Here is a 17,007-nt window from a genome sequence, read left to right as displayed (position 1 = left end):
TATGGCGTGAATATCGTTACAGACGGATCAGCTTATAGCTTTTGTGCTGAGAAAAAAAAGATATTTCTTAGGTCAGAGTTGCTTGCTTTAACCGAGCTACATGCCAAACATTGTTCGCCTTATGCTAATTTATTAAAACAATTCACTCATCAAGAAATATTGAGTATTGAAGATATCCCTCCTTTAAGTGTGCGATTGTTTAAAGAATTAGAGCTTAAAAGTATTGCTGAGCGTGAGGTGTTTAAAACCTTATATTCTTCAGGGACAAATGGGCAGCCTTCAAAAATTTTTCTCGATAAAGCCACCGCCCAATTACAAAGCCAAGTATTAGTCAAAATTTTGCAAGACTGGCTGGGTAAGGCGCGCCGTCCCATGTTGTTAATCGATTCACCGACAACGGTTAAAAAATCTAACGCCATGACAGCAAGGGCGGCGGGTCTGCAAGGTTTATCATTTTTTGGTCGAGATCATACTTATGCCCTTGATGAAAACATGCAGCTGAATTTGCCGGTGGTTGAGGCTTTTTTTAGCCAATATGCCGAGCAACCCATACTTATATTTGGCTTTACTTTTATGGTGTGGCAACAGTTTATCCAAGCTTTGGCCGCAGCCAATATTCAGTTTAATTGCCGTGATGGAACCTTGATTCACGGTGGCGGTTGGAAGAAGTTGCAAGACCAGGCCGTGTCTAATGCGGTGTTTAAACAGGCTATTTGTCAGCAACTAGGTCAGGTGAGTGTCCATGATTATTACGGCATGGTAGAGCAAACTGGCACTATTTATATGGAATGTGAACAAGGCCATCTGCACTGTCCAATTTGGTCAGATGTATTAATTCGAGATCCTGCCGATTTAAGCCTATGCCCACATAATCAGGTGGGCTTGATCCAAGTGAATTCTATCTTGGCCCGCAGTTATCCGGGGCACTGCCTACTGACCGAAGATTTGGGCGAAATACTGGGCGAAGATAATTGTCCCTGTGGTCGATTAGGTAAATATTTTAAGGTGCATGGGCGTGTGCCCAAAGCGGAAGTGAGGGGCTGTAGTGACACCTTCAGCTAAGCTCAATCCTATATTGACAGGGCTTAAGTGGCATATAGCCGATGATGACTCTGGTCAGCATGGGGTACCCGCGCTTAAACCTTGGTCAAAAGAACTGATTGAACAAGTGATTGCCTTGTCACAATTTATTTTATCTTCCAGTAAAGCCAAACGATACCCTGAAATTATCGCCTTGGGGTTTTGGTTTAGGGCGGCAAATTTAACGCATATCCACCAACAATCTTCTGCCCATACCAAGCCCGTGAGTGATGCTGCCGCCAAAGTGTTCCATATCGCGCCAGCTAACGTGGATACGGTGTTTTTCTATTCGATGTTGTTGTCAGCACTTGCTGGCAATCAAAATATTGTCAGGATTAGTAGTCGCAGCGGTGAGGTCACTTATTTGCTTATCGAACTGTTAAAGGTGTTTTTGGCCGCTCATCCTAGCTCCATTTTACATCGCTTAATCTCGATAGTGGAATACCCCGCTGAGCAGCAAGACGTGACTCAAGCGTTAACTCAATGGTGCGATCTACGGGTGATCTGGGGCGGCGATAAGGCCATACAAGCGATTCAGAAAAGTGCGCCACATAACAACGACCAAGTCTTTCCCGACCGCTATTCTATTGCGTTGCTAAAAATAAATCAGCAGGATGATCTTGATGCGATTGCAGTGGCGTTAGTTAATGATCTTACACCTTTCGGTCAGCAGGCTTGTTCATCCCCTAAGGCATTGTGTTGGTGGCAAACCGATTTATCCCTGCAGCAAACTTTCTATCAGCGATTTGCCCTGCAGTTGGCCAAGAGCAAGCAACAGTTTGAATTGGCCGATCAAGTTGAACAAATTATTAGCATGCAACGAATGGTGATGACCACCGAATGTCAGGTCCAAGGTACACTTTCGCTTAATGGGGTTCGAGTAGTAGCAATAGATAAGCTGGAAGCGTCGCAACTAGAGCAACATAACGGCCATGGCTTATTGTTGGTCAGTCAGTTGGGTACTTTAGAAAACGTGCCTTTTGCCGATAAATTACAAAGCCTATGCCACTTTGGTATGGATAAACATGATTTGACTTCAATCCAAAATGGGATTGAACGGAATAAATTGAAACGCACTGTGGCATTGGGAAAAGCACTGGAGTTCAGTCATATTTGGGATGGGGTTAACTTGTGCAATACCTTCACTAGCCTACAAACAAAAAGTGAATTAATTATCGATTAGTTCAGCTATTTTAAATAGTTAACATTATAAATAAATTGGGACTTAAACATAATGACAAACGAAGTTTATGTGGGAATGAGTGCCGATTTGGTACATCCGGGACACCTAAATATATTAAAAAAAGCGGCCAAATTGGGCCGTGTTACTGTTGGCTTATTAACCGATCAGGCGATTGCCAGTTATAAACGTGTGCCATTTATGGATTTTGAGCAACGTAAGCAAGTCATTGAAAGCATCAAAGGTGTTGAGAGTGTCATTGCACAGACGACCTTGGATTACAGCACAAATTTGAAGCAATTAAAGCCAGATTATGTGGTTCATGGTGATGATTGGCGAGAAGGGGTGCAACAGAAAACTCGGCAGAAGGTGATTGATTGCCTAGCCCAGTGGGGAGGGGAGTTGGTTGAAGTTTCCTATACCCAAGGCATATCTTCGACTCAACTACATCAGGCGATGAAAGAAATTGGTACTACGCCGCAAGTCAGACTTAGATCTTTAAAGCGTCTGCTGGCTGCCAAGCCTTTGGTCCGTTTTTTGGATATTCATAATGCCTTGTCCGGACTTATTATTGAAAATACTCGAGTAGAAACCCCGCAAGGTATTCAAGAATTTGACGGTATGTGGGGCAGCAGTTTGACAGACTCTACAGCTAAGGGTAAACCAGATATTGAAGCGGTAGATGTATCGTCGCGTATGAGTACGTTAAACGAGGTGTTAGAAGTGACCACCAAACCTATTATTTATGATGGTGATACGGGTGGAAAAACCGAGCACTTTGTATTCACCGTTAAAACCTTAGAAAGGTTGGGTGTTTCAGCGGTGATTATTGAAGATAAAACTGGCCTAAAGAAGAATTCGTTATTTGGTACCGATGTTGCACAAACTCAGGACAGTATCGAAAACTTCAGCCTGAAAATTCAGGCCGGAAAGGCGGCACAGGCTACCGATGACTTTATGATTATTGCTCGAATAGAAAGTTTAATTTTGGGGCAAGGTATAGAGCATGCCTTAGAACGAGCCAAAGCGTTTATCGAAGCCGGTGCCGATGGCATTATGATCCACAGTCGTGAAAAGTCATCAGATGAAATTTTTGAGTTTTGTGAGCGATATAGTCAGTTAGAGAATAAGAAAACCTTAGTTGCCGTGCCATCCAGCTATAATTCGGTTTATGAATCGCAACTTAGGGATAAAGGCGTTAATGTCGTGATCTACGCGAATCAATTATTGCGTAGTGCCTACCCTGCGATGGTCAATACCGCGCAATCTATATTGCAACATGGTCGCTCGGCCGAAGTGGATCAGCAAATGATGCCAATCAAACAAATTCTCGAATTAATACCGGGAGGGAAATAGTGATCCAGCCGCAGCATTTTTGCGATATTTTGCAGGCGCAGGGGATCAGCTTTTTCTGTGGTGTGCCGGATTCCTTATTAAAGAATTTGTGTGCTTATATTGATGATAATTTTGCTACTGAAAAGCACATCATCACAGCCAATGAAGGCAATGCCATTGCATTGGCGACGGGGCATTATCTTGGAGGTGGCAAGGCGGCCATGGTGTATATGCAAAACTCCGGTTTAGGCAATACCATCAATCCACTGACTTCATTGACTGATCCACAAGTGTACAGTATTCCTATGCTATTAGTGGTGGGGTGGCGTGGAGAGCCCGGTGTCAAAGATGAACCTCAGCATATTAAACAAGGTCAAGTGTCAGAGCAGCAATTGGCGATTTTGGATATTCCTTACGTGGTGCTGAACAGTCAATCTGACTTAAATCAAGTGTTACCGCAGTTGTTAAAGGTCATGACCGAACAAAGCCGGCCAGTAGCCTTGTTAGTACGCAAGGATTGCTTCTCGCCTTATAAAACTCAGCATAAAAGCCTGAGTAACAGTCAGTTACAACGAGAACATGCTTTAACCTTATTGTTAGACTTATTTGACCCGCAAGATGTGGTGGTGTCTACAACAGGTAAAACCTCTCGTGAGGTGTTTGAAATCCGGCAATCGCGTGGGCAAGCCGCGAGTGACTTTTTAACTGTGGGTGGCATGGGGCATACATCATCCATAGCAATGGGCGTAGCGCTAGCGAGAGCCGATAGACGAGTTATAGCGATTGACGGTGATGGCTCGATGTTGATGCATTTAGGCGCATTGCCTATCATTGGCAGTCATGGCCCATCGAACTTAGTGCATATTGTGCTCAATAATCAAAGTCATGAATCTGTTGGTGGTCAGCCTACTGTGGCTGGTCAAATTAATATTGGACAAATGGCTCTTGCCAGTGGTTATCAAGAATACTGGTGCGTTGACGATGAGGCATCCCTTAAGAATAAGTGGTCCGAGGTTATTGCCACCGATGGCCCTGTGCTACTAGAGGTGAAAATAGCCATAGGTTCACGGGATGATCTGGGGCGGCCGAGCAGTTCACCCATTGAAAATAAGCGGGCCTTTATGCAGCATGTTGGTAGTGCATAATGCAGGATTGGCAACAGATAAAGCTGCAGTACGGGATCATTGAAACACAAAATTTTGCTGTAGAAATATCTAAGTTAATGGTTCAGGGAAACACTTTATTAGTCACTAGTGAAGGTTTTACTAAACGGGGTATAAGCCAGAGAGTTCGAGACAGTCTAAGGCCTAAAAGCGTGCTGTTATGTGATCAGGTTAAACCCAATCCAGAGCTGCAGGATTTACAAGGACTTGGTCAACAGTTTAAAGCCAGTCACATTCGAAACATTGTGGCCTTAGGCGGTGGCAGTGTGATAGATAGCGCTAAGGTGCTGTGTGCCATGCTCTCACAGCCACAGATGAGCCTGTTGCAACTATTGAACGATGGCGAACCTGTAAATCATGTTAACTTGATTGCTATCCCAACGACCGCAGGTACAGGGGCTGAGGTGACGCCCTTTGCTACCGTTTGGGATAGCACCACAATTAAAAAGTATTCCCTCTTAGGCATAACCGCTAATCGGGTGATATTAGATGCTCATTTGACGCTATCTTTACCTAGGCAAGAAACCTTGTATCCCGCACTAGATGCTTTATCTCATGCCTTAGAATCGTTATGGAATAAGAATCGTACATTGTATAGCGTGGCAATTGCTATTGCGGCTATAGAAGCGATTTGTCAGGCATTGCCCTTAGTGTTAAATCAAGCAGATAATTTACCTGCACGCCAGGCATTACAACGTGCCGCCACTATGGCTGGATTAGCCATTTGTCAGACACGAACGGCACTAGCACATGCCATTTCATATCCCTTAACTGCCGGTTACGGGGTGCCTCATGGTTTGGCTTGTAGTTTTACCTTAGCGGCTATTTTGCAAGAAGTTGGCCATGAGAAATTAAACTTATCAGCTGAATTGGCCGATAATGTGGCTATGATGTTAGGGGCCTTGCAGTTGAGTAGGCAACTGGCTGGATATATTGGTGATACTGATTTGATTGATATTCTCGGCCAACAATTGGACCCATCTAGGGCAGGTAATTTTATGTTGGAACTAGATCAGACCATGCTGAGCAGAGTTTTGACCCAAGCAACAAGAGAGAACTAATGAAGATTAAAACTTTACTCTTTGGAGCAGGAGCTGGTGCAATAACCTTTATCCATAATACTCAGGCTCAGCGAGAGTTTATTGGGTTTATTGATAATGATAAGGCTAAGCATGGTAAGCAATTGGCAGGCCTACACATATACCCGCCGTCTAGCATCGAAAATTTTGATTTTGATGAAATCGTGATATCAACTCAATGGGCCTTAGATGTGCAACGTCAGTTATTGGATAACTGTCAGATCCCCCCAGAGAAAGTGCTGCTACCTCAGAAAAATTTGTTTAAAAAAATACAACCATTTGCAAATTTGGCCAGTTTACAGCTTGGACGGACTATCATAGGTGAGTTGTCCGAGTTAGCTGTCATCAGGAAGCTGCCTTTAGTGGTTGATTTTGGTACTTTGCTTGGCCTGACTAGAGATGGGGATATAATCCCCTGGGATGACGATATTGATTTTTCAGCCCCTGTGGAGTATGCCAAGAATGTTGAGCTTTTATTGAGCGAGTTTGTCCGAACAAATAAACAATTAGCTAACTGGAAAGTAGAAAAAGTAGTGAATAAAATCAATCAAAAAGTGGGTTTTTTGCTGACATTTGATGACCAGCTCAATAGATTAAGTCAATTCACAACTTCACTTTGCTTACGCCAGAATAATAACGGTATGTCGGAACATATGCCGAGTTTGGGTATGTGGTCTGCACCCTCTATCCATTTTGAACAAGTTGATATGATGCAGTGGCAGGGAAAACAAATACAAGTACCTCATCAGCATCGTGAGTATTTGTCATATCAGTATGGTGACTGGATTACGCCTAAGAAAGATATTCAATTGAGTGACTATGATAATCTGCAGCAAGTTGAATTTGCCGATATTCAGGCCGCTGGGTTTACCGCTCAAGAATTGTTGGGCACAGAATGACACATAAAGTTATATCAGGCCTTGTGATCCCAAGTGAATAATTCCGCGTTGTTTCTGATCCAAAGTCCTTTGCATGTTTTAAATGCTATTGAGGCTATCCGCAGTTTTTCTATTAAAAAAAGTACGTTTTTGGTTGTAATAAGTAAACACAATGAAAAATGGGAAACGATGATCCGACTAAGCATCCCTTCATGCAGTCGAGTCTTATATTCGTTGCGTTTAGACGCCGATATTGAAGCCAGTACCCAGAGTTACGCTCAACATATTCCGTGGTTGAAACACCAATTTTTCGATAGCGTTTTTTTCTCTGATTCACGACTTTATATTTTTGTAGATCTTGTCAATGCACTTCAAAATCCAAATACTTTTTTGATGGATGATGGTGCAGGTATTATTCCTAGTGTGCAACATATTAAAGATAAGGGACGTTATTTTGATATCAGTAAGAGTTCTTCTGCTACTAGGCAGCAACAAATTGAAAAAGTTAAAGAAAAATACGGGCTGCTTAATGAGAAGCTTGTAAAATATAATTTGTTTACGGCGTTCGACTTTGAATCTTGTGATCAATTTAGGGTCTTTCAAAATCCCATGACACAAATTTTGCATAATCACCAAGGGGTTAATCAAAACCAAGTGGTGTTTTTGGGGCAACCAATGGTTAATGACGGCTATCTTTCAAAGCAGGCATACATTGAGGAAATGAGCGCTATTAGCCACTCGTACTCTGGGATGGAGATCCTCTATCTTGCCCACCCAAGAGAAGAAAAGGCCAATGTCGCCGAAATTCAACGTTGCTGTAAAGTGAGTTTGGTAGAAACGGATATGACTGTAGAGAAGTATCTATTAAGTATCGCACGACCTCCTGCAATAGTAAGTAGCTTCTATTCAGCAGCATTGTGGTATGTGGCAAAGTTTCAAAATGGGATCCAAGTTAATGCCCATAAACTAGATTTTGAACGACTCTACGCCGACAACAAATCCAGTATGTCTAGGAGTAGTTATTTAAGTATGCCTAGTATTATTGATTTAGTTTATCAACATTATAAGTTAAGAATGACGGTAATTGAGCCGTTAGGACATTAAATAAGCACAATCGAAATGTTGATTATTACTAGTAATAAACCAGTTATTTTGGTGCCAGGAGATACACAGGCTCTTATCTTATCGAGCAGATTTTCCAAATGGATCCTAATGTAAGGGTTTTAGCTCGCATTTTAGTTAAACTTAGGCTCAAATATTATAAGTGCAAAATGAATTGTGACAAAAAAGGATCTCCAGCTAAATGCTTGATTTGTGTGTTTTAGTTTGCGGTGCCGGCTCTATTGGTCAAAGGCATATTACTAATTTAAAGGCGTTAGGGGTAAGGGTTATTGCGTGGCGAACTCGTAAAGATAAAATAAGTGAACTTGCCGAAAAACTAAAAATACCGGTTTTTGCAGACTTAAATAAAGCACTCGATGCTTGTGATGCAGTCATTATTGCCACAGAAACTCACAGACACGTCGACATAGCCCAAAAGGCGGCAGATAAAAAGAAGCATTTATTTATTGAAAAACCCATTTCTCATAATTTGCAAAACCTCGAAAAATTATATCAGATTTCATCAACAAATAAGTTGGTTATTGAAGTCGGATGTATGCTTAGGATGAGTTCAACACTCAGTCAGCTAAAAGAGTTTATTGATACCCAAAAATATGGTTCGGTTTTAACATATAGAGCCGTAATGGGACAGAGTTTAGACACGTGGCGACCCGGTAGTGATTATCGGACTTCTTATAGTGCCGACAGCTCTAGAGGTGGCGGGGCTCTAATGGACTTAATTCACCAAATAGACCTAGTGCAGTATCTTTTTGGTCAAATAGCTTCTGTTTATTGTTTTAATCAAACTATTGGCCCGTTAGAAATTAATGCTGAGACTTTATCTAGCTTGACTCTGCAAAGTAAAAATGGTGTTAGCGGGCAAGTGCAAGTCGATATGATCAGTCCTATTTATCGTGGCAATATCGAAGTTGTCACAACTGATGCTTTGTTGATGTGGGACATTCAAACGAATGTACTTTCAATAGATAAAACCGGCATTGACAAAATAGTTATTTCCCCGGGGAGTGAGTTCCAGCGAAATGATTTTTTTCTATCACATATGAGACATTTTATATCTAGGATCCATGACAAAAATAAGCCTGAGGTTGTCAGTTTTCAAGATGGTGTTTCGGCGCTTAATGTCGCACTGACCGCATATAAATCAAACCAAGAAGGTAGAAGGCTTCCGATTTCTTTTATCAAATGGTAAAGCAACAATATTTTTAGAGGTAACGTTAAAATGGTGGGTATTTGTGTAATATCGGCGCGAGGGGGAAGCCAAGGTGTGCCAGGAAAAAATATTAGGCCCATATTGGGAAAGCCCCTTATAACTTGGTCAATTGAACAGGCCCTTGCTACGCCTGAAATAGACAGAGTGATTGTCTCGACAGATTCTCCACAGATTGCTGAGGTGGCAAGACTTGCTGGCGCTGACACGCCGTTTCTTCGCCCTGAGCATCTGTCAAATAGCGAAGCAGGTAAATTTCAAGTTTGGCAACATGCGATCCAAGAATGTGAAAAAATATATAATGAAAAATATGATTTTTTTGTCGATTTAGATTGCACTAACCCTCTTCGAGATGTCGCCGATATCTCAGCGGCCATTAAACAATTTAAGGACGCGCAAGTACGCCAAATTGAGGCTGTTTTTTCTGTTTGCGAAGCGCGAAAAAATCCCTATTTTAACGTTTTAGAGAAAAAGGCAGATGGTTCATTAAGTATTTGCAAAAAGGGTGAAGGAGGGGAATGGATAGTGCGACGCCAAGATGCCCCAGAAGTGTTAGAGCATGTTGCCAGTATCTATGTGTTACATCCCGACTTCCTCAAGAGTGATGCCCAAAACTTGCTCGAAGGCAAAACGGAAGGATATTACATTTCACCCGAAAAAACGTTCGATCTTGATTCTGAAGTAGATTTCGAGTTAATTGAATTTTTTCTGCGTAAAAAGCTGGCAAAAAACCACCAACAACTTTTGAATGTAGTGGGAAAGCGTGTGGTTTTAATCGGGGCCACGGGTGTTCTTGGCGCATACTATTCAAGCCTATTGCTTGCAGAAGGTTGTATCCCCTTTTTAGTTGATCGTCCAGGTAGTTCGGTGCTGGCTTTAGGTAAGGAGCTTGGCCTCCCTGCTTTAGAAATGGATGTGACAAAAGAGGAAATGGTTGTAGAAGGTTTCAAAATTCTACATCAAAAACTGGGTGGCATTGATGCTGTTATCAACAATGCTGCGGTAACCAGTGAAGGCTTAGCTGCCGGTGGTGGAGACCCCTTCTCCCCCTTTGAAAATGCCGCGTTAGACGTATGGCAGGCTGCTATTGATGTGAATTTGACTGGTACATTTCTAGTCGCACGGGAAGGTGGGCGCATCATGAAAGAGAATGGCGGCGGGAGTTTAATTAACGTATCAAGTATTTATGGCGTAGTTGGCCCTGATCACACTATTTATGATGATATGCCCTTTAAGTCATTTGCGGGTTATTCGGCCTCTAAATCAGGCGTTATAGGTTTAACACGCTGGCTGGCAACATGGTGGGGGAAAGATAACCTGCGGGTTAACTGTGTTTCACCGGGAGGAGTATTTAATGATCATCTCGAAGAGTTTGAAAGAAGATATGCGGCCAAAACGGCAATGGGGCGTATGGCTAAACCTAATGATATTGCTGGTATGATTTTATATTTAATTTCTGATGGTTCGAAATATTGTACCGGACAGAACTTTATAGTCGATGGGGGTTTCACATGCCAATAAATGCCAATTTCCCAGAGTGTAAAATTTGTAACCAAACAGAATGGGATCTTGTTTACTCAGGCCCAGTACGTGCCGGTTCATTTACTGTAAAAACGGCCCCAACAGAAGTACGTTGCTGCAAGGGATGTGGGATTTGGCAACTTTCAGAGGATTGCGCCTTTGACAGCGAAACATATGCTTCAGAAGAATATCGTGAAGCGATGGGTCAAGGTACTGAGGTCGAAGATTTCTTTAAGGCCCATGATGAATATCAACCTTATAATATCAAGGGAATTGCAGGACTCAACTATCGGGGCGCTGTTATTGCTGATGTAGGATGCGGTGCAGGTAGCTTTCTTGATCATGTGTCTGGTTTAGCGAAAAAGGTGCTCTCTATCGAACCAACCCCTTTATATCATGCATCTTTAAAAAGCCGTGGTTATCATGTATATCCATTTACAATAGATGCGTTGAAAACGGAAAAAAATAGCGTTGATTTTGTTACTAGCTTTCAAGTTATCGAGCATGTAGATGATCCCGTAAAATTCCTAGACGAACTTTCAAAGCTGTTGGTAGATGATGGCCGTATCGTGGTGGCTACACCAAACCGAGAAGACATACTTTTGAAACTTATCCCTGATGAGTTTATGCCTTTTTATTTCAGAAGAGCCCATCGTTGGTACTTTGATCAAAAATGTTTAACCGCTTGCGCTGAGAAAGCAGGCTTGGTCGTAGAAGAGATTAAATTTATCCACACCTTTGATATGTCTAACACCCTTTCATGGTTAAAAGATAAAGTGCCCAAAGGGAATAATAGGCTAAACGGTATTCTTCCTGAAATGGATCAGTTATGGACGACTTTCTTGCAGGCTTCTGGGCAGGCTGACAATATTTATATGACTTTGAAGAAGCCATAATTCAAAAACAGTTAATAGGAAATAACATGCCTGAAATAAATATAGCAGGTCGCCTAATCGGTGAAGAACATCAACCGATTGTGATAGTTGAGATTGGAATTAACCATGAGGGTTCATTGGATTTAGCAAAAAAAATGGTAGATGAAGCCTGGCGCTCAGGAGCTGAGGTAATTAAACATCAAACCCATGTTGTTGAAGATGAAATGACGCAGGCTGCACGCAACGTTATACCTGGAAATGCATCCGATTCTATCTACGAAATCATGGAACGCTGTGCGCTGAATGAAAATGATGAAATTAGATTAAAAGAATACGTTGAATCCAAAGGGATGATATTCATCAGTACGCCATTTTCACGAGCGGCAGCTGATCGCTTAGAGCGTATGGGAGTTGTCGCCTATAAAATCGGTTCTGGTGAGTGTAATAATTATCCTTTGATCGAACATATCGCGTCCAAGGGTAAGCCAATGATTGTGAGTACGGGCATGAACAATATTACATCCGTAGAGAAAACCGTGGCGATCCTTACAGAATACAATGTGCCCTATGCGTTGTTGCATACTACAAATTTGTATCCAACGCCTATGCACTTGGTTCGGCTGGGTGCGATGACACAACTTAAAAATAGGTTTCCCGAGGCTGTCATAGGCTTGTCTGATCATACTACCTCCAATTTAGCTTGCTTTGCAGCGGTGGCGCTTGGTGCTTCAATTTTGGAACGGCACTTTACAGACAAAATGGAAAGGTCTGGCCCAGACATTATAAATTCAATGGATCCCGTCGCTTTACGTGATTTAATCTATGGAACTCATGACATATGGAATATGCGTGGGGGTATAAAAGAACCTAGTACGGAGGAGCAGGTTACAATGGATTTTGCTTTTGCGACTGTCGTTTCTATTGCACCAATCAAAAAAGGACAAACATTAACCGCAGAAAATATATGGGTAAAAAGGCCCGGCACAGGTGAAATACCGGCAGAGGAATACACTGGAATGTTAGGGAAAATTGCGCTTACCGATATCGAGCCAGACAAACATTTATGTCGATGTGATTTTGCTGATTAAGCTTCAATTGCCATTTTTGAAAATAAATAAATGAAAAATATAAAATTATGAATTCGATGTTGAGTTTAATTGGTCGTGAAGATGAATTGTTTTTATCTGATATAGATAGCAATAGTGCAAAACTATCAGCTGAGGTTAGTGGCTCTTCATTTTTAGTCATTGGTGGTGCGGGCACAATTGGTCAAGCTGTAACTACAGAAATCTTCAAACGTAATCCCCAAAAATTACATGTGGTTGATTTAAGTGAAAACAACTTAGTTGAACTGGTGCGCGATCTAAGAAGTTCATTCGGCTACATTGATGGGGACTTTAAAACCTATGCATTAGATGTGGGCAGCAGTGAGTATGATGCCTTTATTAAAAGTGATGGTAAGTACGACTATGTGCTTAACCTTTCAGCTTTAAAACATGTTCGTAGTGAAGAAGATCCCTTTACTCTGATGAGAATGATTGACGTCAATATTTTAAATACTAACAAAACTATTAATCAAGCTATTGAAAATGGTACTAAAAAGTATTTCTGTGTATCTACCGACAAAGCTGCAAACCCTGTTAACATGATGGGAGCTTCCAAAAGAATTATGGAAATGTTTTTGAGACGTCATGCTTCACACATATCCATTTCTACAGCGCGGTTTGCTAATGTTGCATTTTCAGATGGTTCTTTATTATGTGGATTTAAACAAAGAATAGAGAAGCAGCAGCCACTTGTTGCACCAAATGATGTTAAACGCTATTTCTTAACGCCTAAAGAGTCGGGCGAGTTATGTTTGATGTCGTGTATTTTGGGGGAAAATGGTGATCTGTTTTTCCCAAAGGTTAGCGCAGAATTGAGCCTTATTACGTTTTCCGAAATTGCCGTTAAATATTTGCAAGGGTTAGGCTATGAGGCTTATGTGTGTAAAAGTGAAGACGAGGCACGAGATTTAGTGTGTGAATTACCCTCACAAGGAAAATGGCCTTGTCTATTTAACTCAAGTAATACCACAGGTGAAAAGGGTTTTGAGGAATTCTATACCGAGGATGAAATAGTAGATATGCAAGCTTATATTAATCTTGGAGTGATAAAAGACAACAATGAAATTGACGTTAAAAAGCTTAGCTATTTTGAGAATGAAATTAACAGAATGAAAAGCAATGGGTTGTGGTCAAAAAAAGAGCTAGTCGATTTGTTTTTCAAATTGATCCCAGACTTTGAACACAAGGAAGTTGGAAAATATTTAGATAGCAAAATGTAGATTATGATAAACAAAAATGGACCAAAGGTAGTCATTGCAGGTGCTAGTGGCTTTGTTGGAAAAGTGCTCACGAAAAGCCTAAAACAAAGTGGCTATAGAGTGTTTCCAGTTTCCCGAAGTCAATCGCCAGGTGTGATACAAGTAGAGTCTTATAGCAACTGTCCTAATGGTGATTTGTTAATTCATTTGGCAGAGGAGCCAGATAGAATTAAAGCCAATTCATTTGGCGACCCATATTTAATTGCAGCGACAACACTCACTGCAAAACTGTGTAATCAGTTTAAAGGTAAGGTCATTTATTGCTCATCAGCCGTCGTTTACGGTGATAAGAATAGTAGGCCTTGTACTGAGTTGGACGAGGCCGTAGTTTCCGATTTATATAGCAAGATTAAAATTCAGAATGAAAAGCAAGTGATTGCACAAGGAGGCTGTGTTTTGAGGCTTGCTAACTTGTTTGGTGTTGGTATGTCACCTAACAATGTGCTTTCTGATATTCTTAGTCAATTGGGTGATCCTGGACCCGTTAAACTCAGAAATACGGCACCCGTTAGAGACTTTCTGTATATTCAAGATCTGGTGGCGCTTTTCCAGTTATTGATCGATGATTTTCATCCAGGGTTGTTTAATATTGGTTCTGGCTCAGGAGTATCAATCGGCGACTTGGCCAGAATAGTGCTCTCGGTGGTAGAGCAAAGTCAACGTGAAGTTTTATCTGAAAATTCAGAGAATATAGTATCGATGAATGTTTTAGATATTTCTAAAATCGCAAAACATAGCGGCTGGTCTCCGCGCTTTTCTTTGTCGGAAAGCGTCAAGAACATGTTGTAATATTGAGGCATGAAATTAGTTGAATGTACGTAAAATAGCTGTATTTACAGGGAATCGCGCAGAATACGGATTACAATATCCAATCTTGAAGGCGCTCCAAGAACATCCAAACCTAGACTACCAATTGATTGTTTCTGGTGCTCATTTAGATGGTGATTTTGGTAATACACTGGATGAAATTAGAAATGATGGATTTCATATCCATGCTGAAGTAAAAATTCATTTTGATATGGATACTAAGCTATCCACAGCTCATGCTATAGGCTCAGGAGTATTATCGATTAGCGAAGCGTTAAGTAAATTGCAACCTGATGTGCTTGTTGTTTATGCGGATCGATTTGAAGGTTTTGCTGCTGTGATTGCTGCTACCCAAATGAATATCCCTACGGCTCATATTGAAGGTGGAGATTTGACAGAAGGTGGCGCACTTGATGACTCCGTTCGTCATGCAATGAGTAAGCTGTCACATTTGCATTTCACTACTAACAAGCAAGCAACGCAGCGTTTACTAGGTATGGGTGAAGAGGCTTGGCGCATTCACACAGTCGGTTTACCCTCCAATGATTTGGTTGCTGATGGGGAACATGCAAATTCCAACTTTGTGGCAATGCAGTTAAAACTCGATGTAAACAAGCCAATTGTGTTATTTACTCAGCACTCCATTACCACCGAATTTGAAAAGTCACTTGAACAGCTATTGCCCTCTCTTGATGCATTAAAATCTATGGCTAAAGAGGGAGTGCAAGTTATTGTCACTTATCCAAATAATGATGCGGGAGGCAGAGCCATCATTAAAGCACTCAAATCGCTAGATGCCGAATCGATCTCAGGTATTCAAGTGCATAACTCTTTAGGGCGATATCTTTATCATGGCGTATTGGGTTTGGCAGTCGACCCGTCTAAACAGATTGTATGTGTGGGAAATTCGTCTTCAGGGATCAAGGAGTCGCCTATCTTTGGTTGTCCAACAGTCAATATTGGCTCGCGGCAGCAAGGGCGTCTGAGAGGGGATAATGTGCTTGATGTTGATTACAATCAGACTGAAATTGTTAATGCGATTAACCAATGTCTTTATGACACTCAGTTTCGAAGCGACTGTCAAAATACCCAGAACCCTTACCATATTGGCATGGCCGGCAAGGCAATAGCCGATGTTCTTGCCAGTGTTGAGCTAGGGCAAAGGGTTATCAGAAAAGGAATGACATTGGTTGGCGAGTCAAAAGATGGATGGCATCGTTAAGTGTCAGTATTTGTTGTGCCTAAACTAAAATCTAATTTTGCCGATAAAATCAAAAGACTTAGTCCAAATATGGATAATTGCTGGAAAGTAATATGAATAATTGGCGTGATACTTGTGTAGATAAAACCAACACGATCCGTGACACTTTGGTTGTCATCAATCAGTCATCCTTAAAGATTGCATTAGTAGTAGATCATGAAATGATACTTTTGGGCACGGTTACGGATGGAGATGTCCGTAGGGCCATGCTAAATAATGTCAGTATGGAAAGCTCGGTTGCCGAGATTATGAATCCGCGACCTATCACGGCTAAGGGCACCCAGGATAAAAAAGCGTTAACAGAATTGATGCAACGTTTTGTGTTGATGTCTATTCCGATAGTTTTGGATAACAATCAGGTTGTTGGGCTTGTGTCCTTGCATGAATTGGTTAAAAAGCCTAAACGCTCCAATGCGGTATTGCTGATGGCCGGTGGATTGGGAAAGCGCTTGAGCCCGCTCACCAATGATTGTCCAAAGCCATTGTTGAAAGTGGGGGAAAGCCCACTTCTCGAAATAGCCTTAAAGAATTTTGTCGAAGCAGGGTTTAATCGTTTCTATATTTCTACCCACTACATGCCAGAAAAAATTCGCCAATACTTCGCTGATGGAAGCCGTTGGGGCGCGAACATTACCTATGTGCATGAAGATAAACCATTAGGTACTGCAGGCGCTTTGGGGCTGCTGCCTAAATCGGAGATTGTAGATGATCTTGTGGTTATGAATGGGGATATATTGACCAATATTGATTTCGAAAAATTGATTAATTTTCATGAAGAAAATCAGGCTGACGCAACCATGTGTGTTCGTGAGTATGTTCACCAAATCCCCTATGGCGTGATAGAAACTGATGGTTACAAGATCACTACCATTAAAGAAAAACCTTCTTCACAGCATTTTGTTAATGCGGGTATTTATGTGATATCGCCCAACCTCATTAACCAGCTAATAAAAAATAAACCCGTGGATATGACCACCTTGTTGGAAAATTGCATCGCCCAAGACGGCGATGTAGCAGTGTATCCGATTTTAGATTATTGGATGGACATAGGCCGATTAGATGACTTCCAACAAGCTCAACTTGATGTTAAATCACTTTGACGAGCATATTTATTGAATGAGTAACAAAGAAATA

General features: G+C 41.5%; 15 protein-coding genes. All 15 read left to right on the top strand.

Features of this window, described 5'->3' with window-relative positions:
• Window positions 1-6 precede the first annotated feature (6 nt).
• Window positions 7-1,062: an acyl-protein synthetase gene (locus Q0688_RS08020; RefSeq protein ID WP_299074834.1), complete on the top strand. Its 1,056-nt coding sequence runs from the start codon at window positions 7-9 to the stop codon at window positions 1,060-1,062.
• Window positions 1,046-2,263, top strand: coding sequence for an acyl-CoA reductase (locus Q0688_RS08015; RefSeq protein ID WP_299074833.1), 1,218 nt, complete (start codon window positions 1,046-1,048; stop codon window positions 2,261-2,263). The genes Q0688_RS08020 and Q0688_RS08015 overlap by 17 nt, the downstream gene beginning before the upstream one ends.
• A gap of 51 nt (window positions 2,264-2,314) precedes the next feature.
• Window positions 2,315-3,616 (top strand): phosphoenolpyruvate mutase, encoded by a 1,302-nt coding sequence (gene aepX, locus Q0688_RS08010; protein WP_299074832.1) that lies wholly within the window; start codon window positions 2,315-2,317, stop codon window positions 3,614-3,616.
• Complete coding sequence (gene aepY / locus Q0688_RS08005; RefSeq protein WP_299074831.1) at window positions 3,616-4,740, top strand: phosphonopyruvate decarboxylase; 1,125 nt, start codon at window positions 3,616-3,618, stop codon at window positions 4,738-4,740. Before aepX ends, aepY begins: the two co-directional genes overlap by 1 nt.
• Window positions 4,740-5,819, top strand: a complete 1,080-nt coding sequence (locus Q0688_RS08000) for an iron-containing alcohol dehydrogenase (RefSeq protein WP_299074830.1) — start codon at window positions 4,740-4,742, stop codon at window positions 5,817-5,819. The genes aepY and Q0688_RS08000 overlap by 1 nt, the downstream gene beginning before the upstream one ends.
• Window positions 5,819-6,736, top strand: coding sequence for a LicD family protein (locus Q0688_RS07995; protein ID WP_299074829.1), 918 nt, complete (start codon window positions 5,819-5,821; stop codon window positions 6,734-6,736). Before Q0688_RS08000 ends, Q0688_RS07995 begins: the two co-directional genes overlap by 1 nt.
• Window positions 6,737-6,769: 33 nt before the next feature.
• Window positions 6,770-7,819 (top strand): polysialyltransferase family glycosyltransferase, encoded by a 1,050-nt coding sequence (locus Q0688_RS07990; protein WP_299074828.1) that lies wholly within the window; start codon window positions 6,770-6,772, stop codon window positions 7,817-7,819.
• 199 nt (window positions 7,820-8,018) lie between these two features.
• The gene (locus Q0688_RS07985) at window positions 8,019-9,026 is read left to right on the top strand and encodes a Gfo/Idh/MocA family oxidoreductase (protein ID WP_299074827.1); all 1,008 of its coding nucleotides are present in this window, start codon (window positions 8,019-8,021) and stop codon (window positions 9,024-9,026) included.
• 30 nt (window positions 9,027-9,056) lie between these two features.
• Entirely contained in the window at window positions 9,057-10,565 is a 1,509-nt protein-coding gene (locus tag Q0688_RS07980) for an SDR family oxidoreductase (RefSeq protein WP_299074826.1), read from the top strand.
• Window positions 10,556-11,461: a class I SAM-dependent methyltransferase gene (locus Q0688_RS07975; RefSeq protein WP_299074825.1), complete on the top strand. Its 906-nt coding sequence runs from the start codon at window positions 10,556-10,558 to the stop codon at window positions 11,459-11,461. The genes Q0688_RS07980 and Q0688_RS07975 overlap by 10 nt, the downstream gene beginning before the upstream one ends.
• Before the next feature lie 26 nt (window positions 11,462-11,487).
• The gene (locus Q0688_RS07970) at window positions 11,488-12,528 is read left to right on the top strand and encodes an N-acetylneuraminate synthase family protein (protein ID WP_299074824.1); all 1,041 of its coding nucleotides are present in this window, start codon (window positions 11,488-11,490) and stop codon (window positions 12,526-12,528) included.
• 47 nt (window positions 12,529-12,575) lie between these two features.
• The gene (locus Q0688_RS07965) at window positions 12,576-13,766 is read left to right on the top strand and encodes a UDP-N-acetylglucosamine 4,6-dehydratase (protein ID WP_299074823.1); all 1,191 of its coding nucleotides are present in this window, start codon (window positions 12,576-12,578) and stop codon (window positions 13,764-13,766) included.
• Window positions 13,767-13,769: 3 nt separating this feature from the next.
• On the top strand, window positions 13,770-14,594 hold the full coding sequence (locus tag Q0688_RS07960; RefSeq protein WP_299074822.1) for an NAD(P)-dependent oxidoreductase: 825 nt from the start codon (window positions 13,770-13,772) through the stop codon (window positions 14,592-14,594).
• Window positions 14,595-14,613: 19 nt separating this feature from the next.
• The gene (neuC, locus tag Q0688_RS07955) at window positions 14,614-15,834 is read left to right on the top strand and encodes a UDP-N-acetylglucosamine 2-epimerase (protein ID WP_299074821.1); all 1,221 of its coding nucleotides are present in this window, start codon (window positions 14,614-14,616) and stop codon (window positions 15,832-15,834) included.
• A 92-nt stretch (window positions 15,835-15,926) separates the two neighbouring features.
• On the top strand, window positions 15,927-16,973 hold the full coding sequence (locus Q0688_RS07950) for a nucleotidyltransferase family protein (protein ID WP_299074820.1): 1,047 nt from the start codon (window positions 15,927-15,929) through the stop codon (window positions 16,971-16,973).
• Window positions 16,974-17,007: the final 34 nt, after the last annotated feature.

Source organism: uncultured Paraglaciecola sp. (assembly GCF_937123705.1).
GTDB lineage: Bacteria > Pseudomonadota > Gammaproteobacteria > Enterobacterales > Alteromonadaceae > Paraglaciecola.
This window is presented reverse-complemented; position numbering and strand designations above follow the sequence as displayed.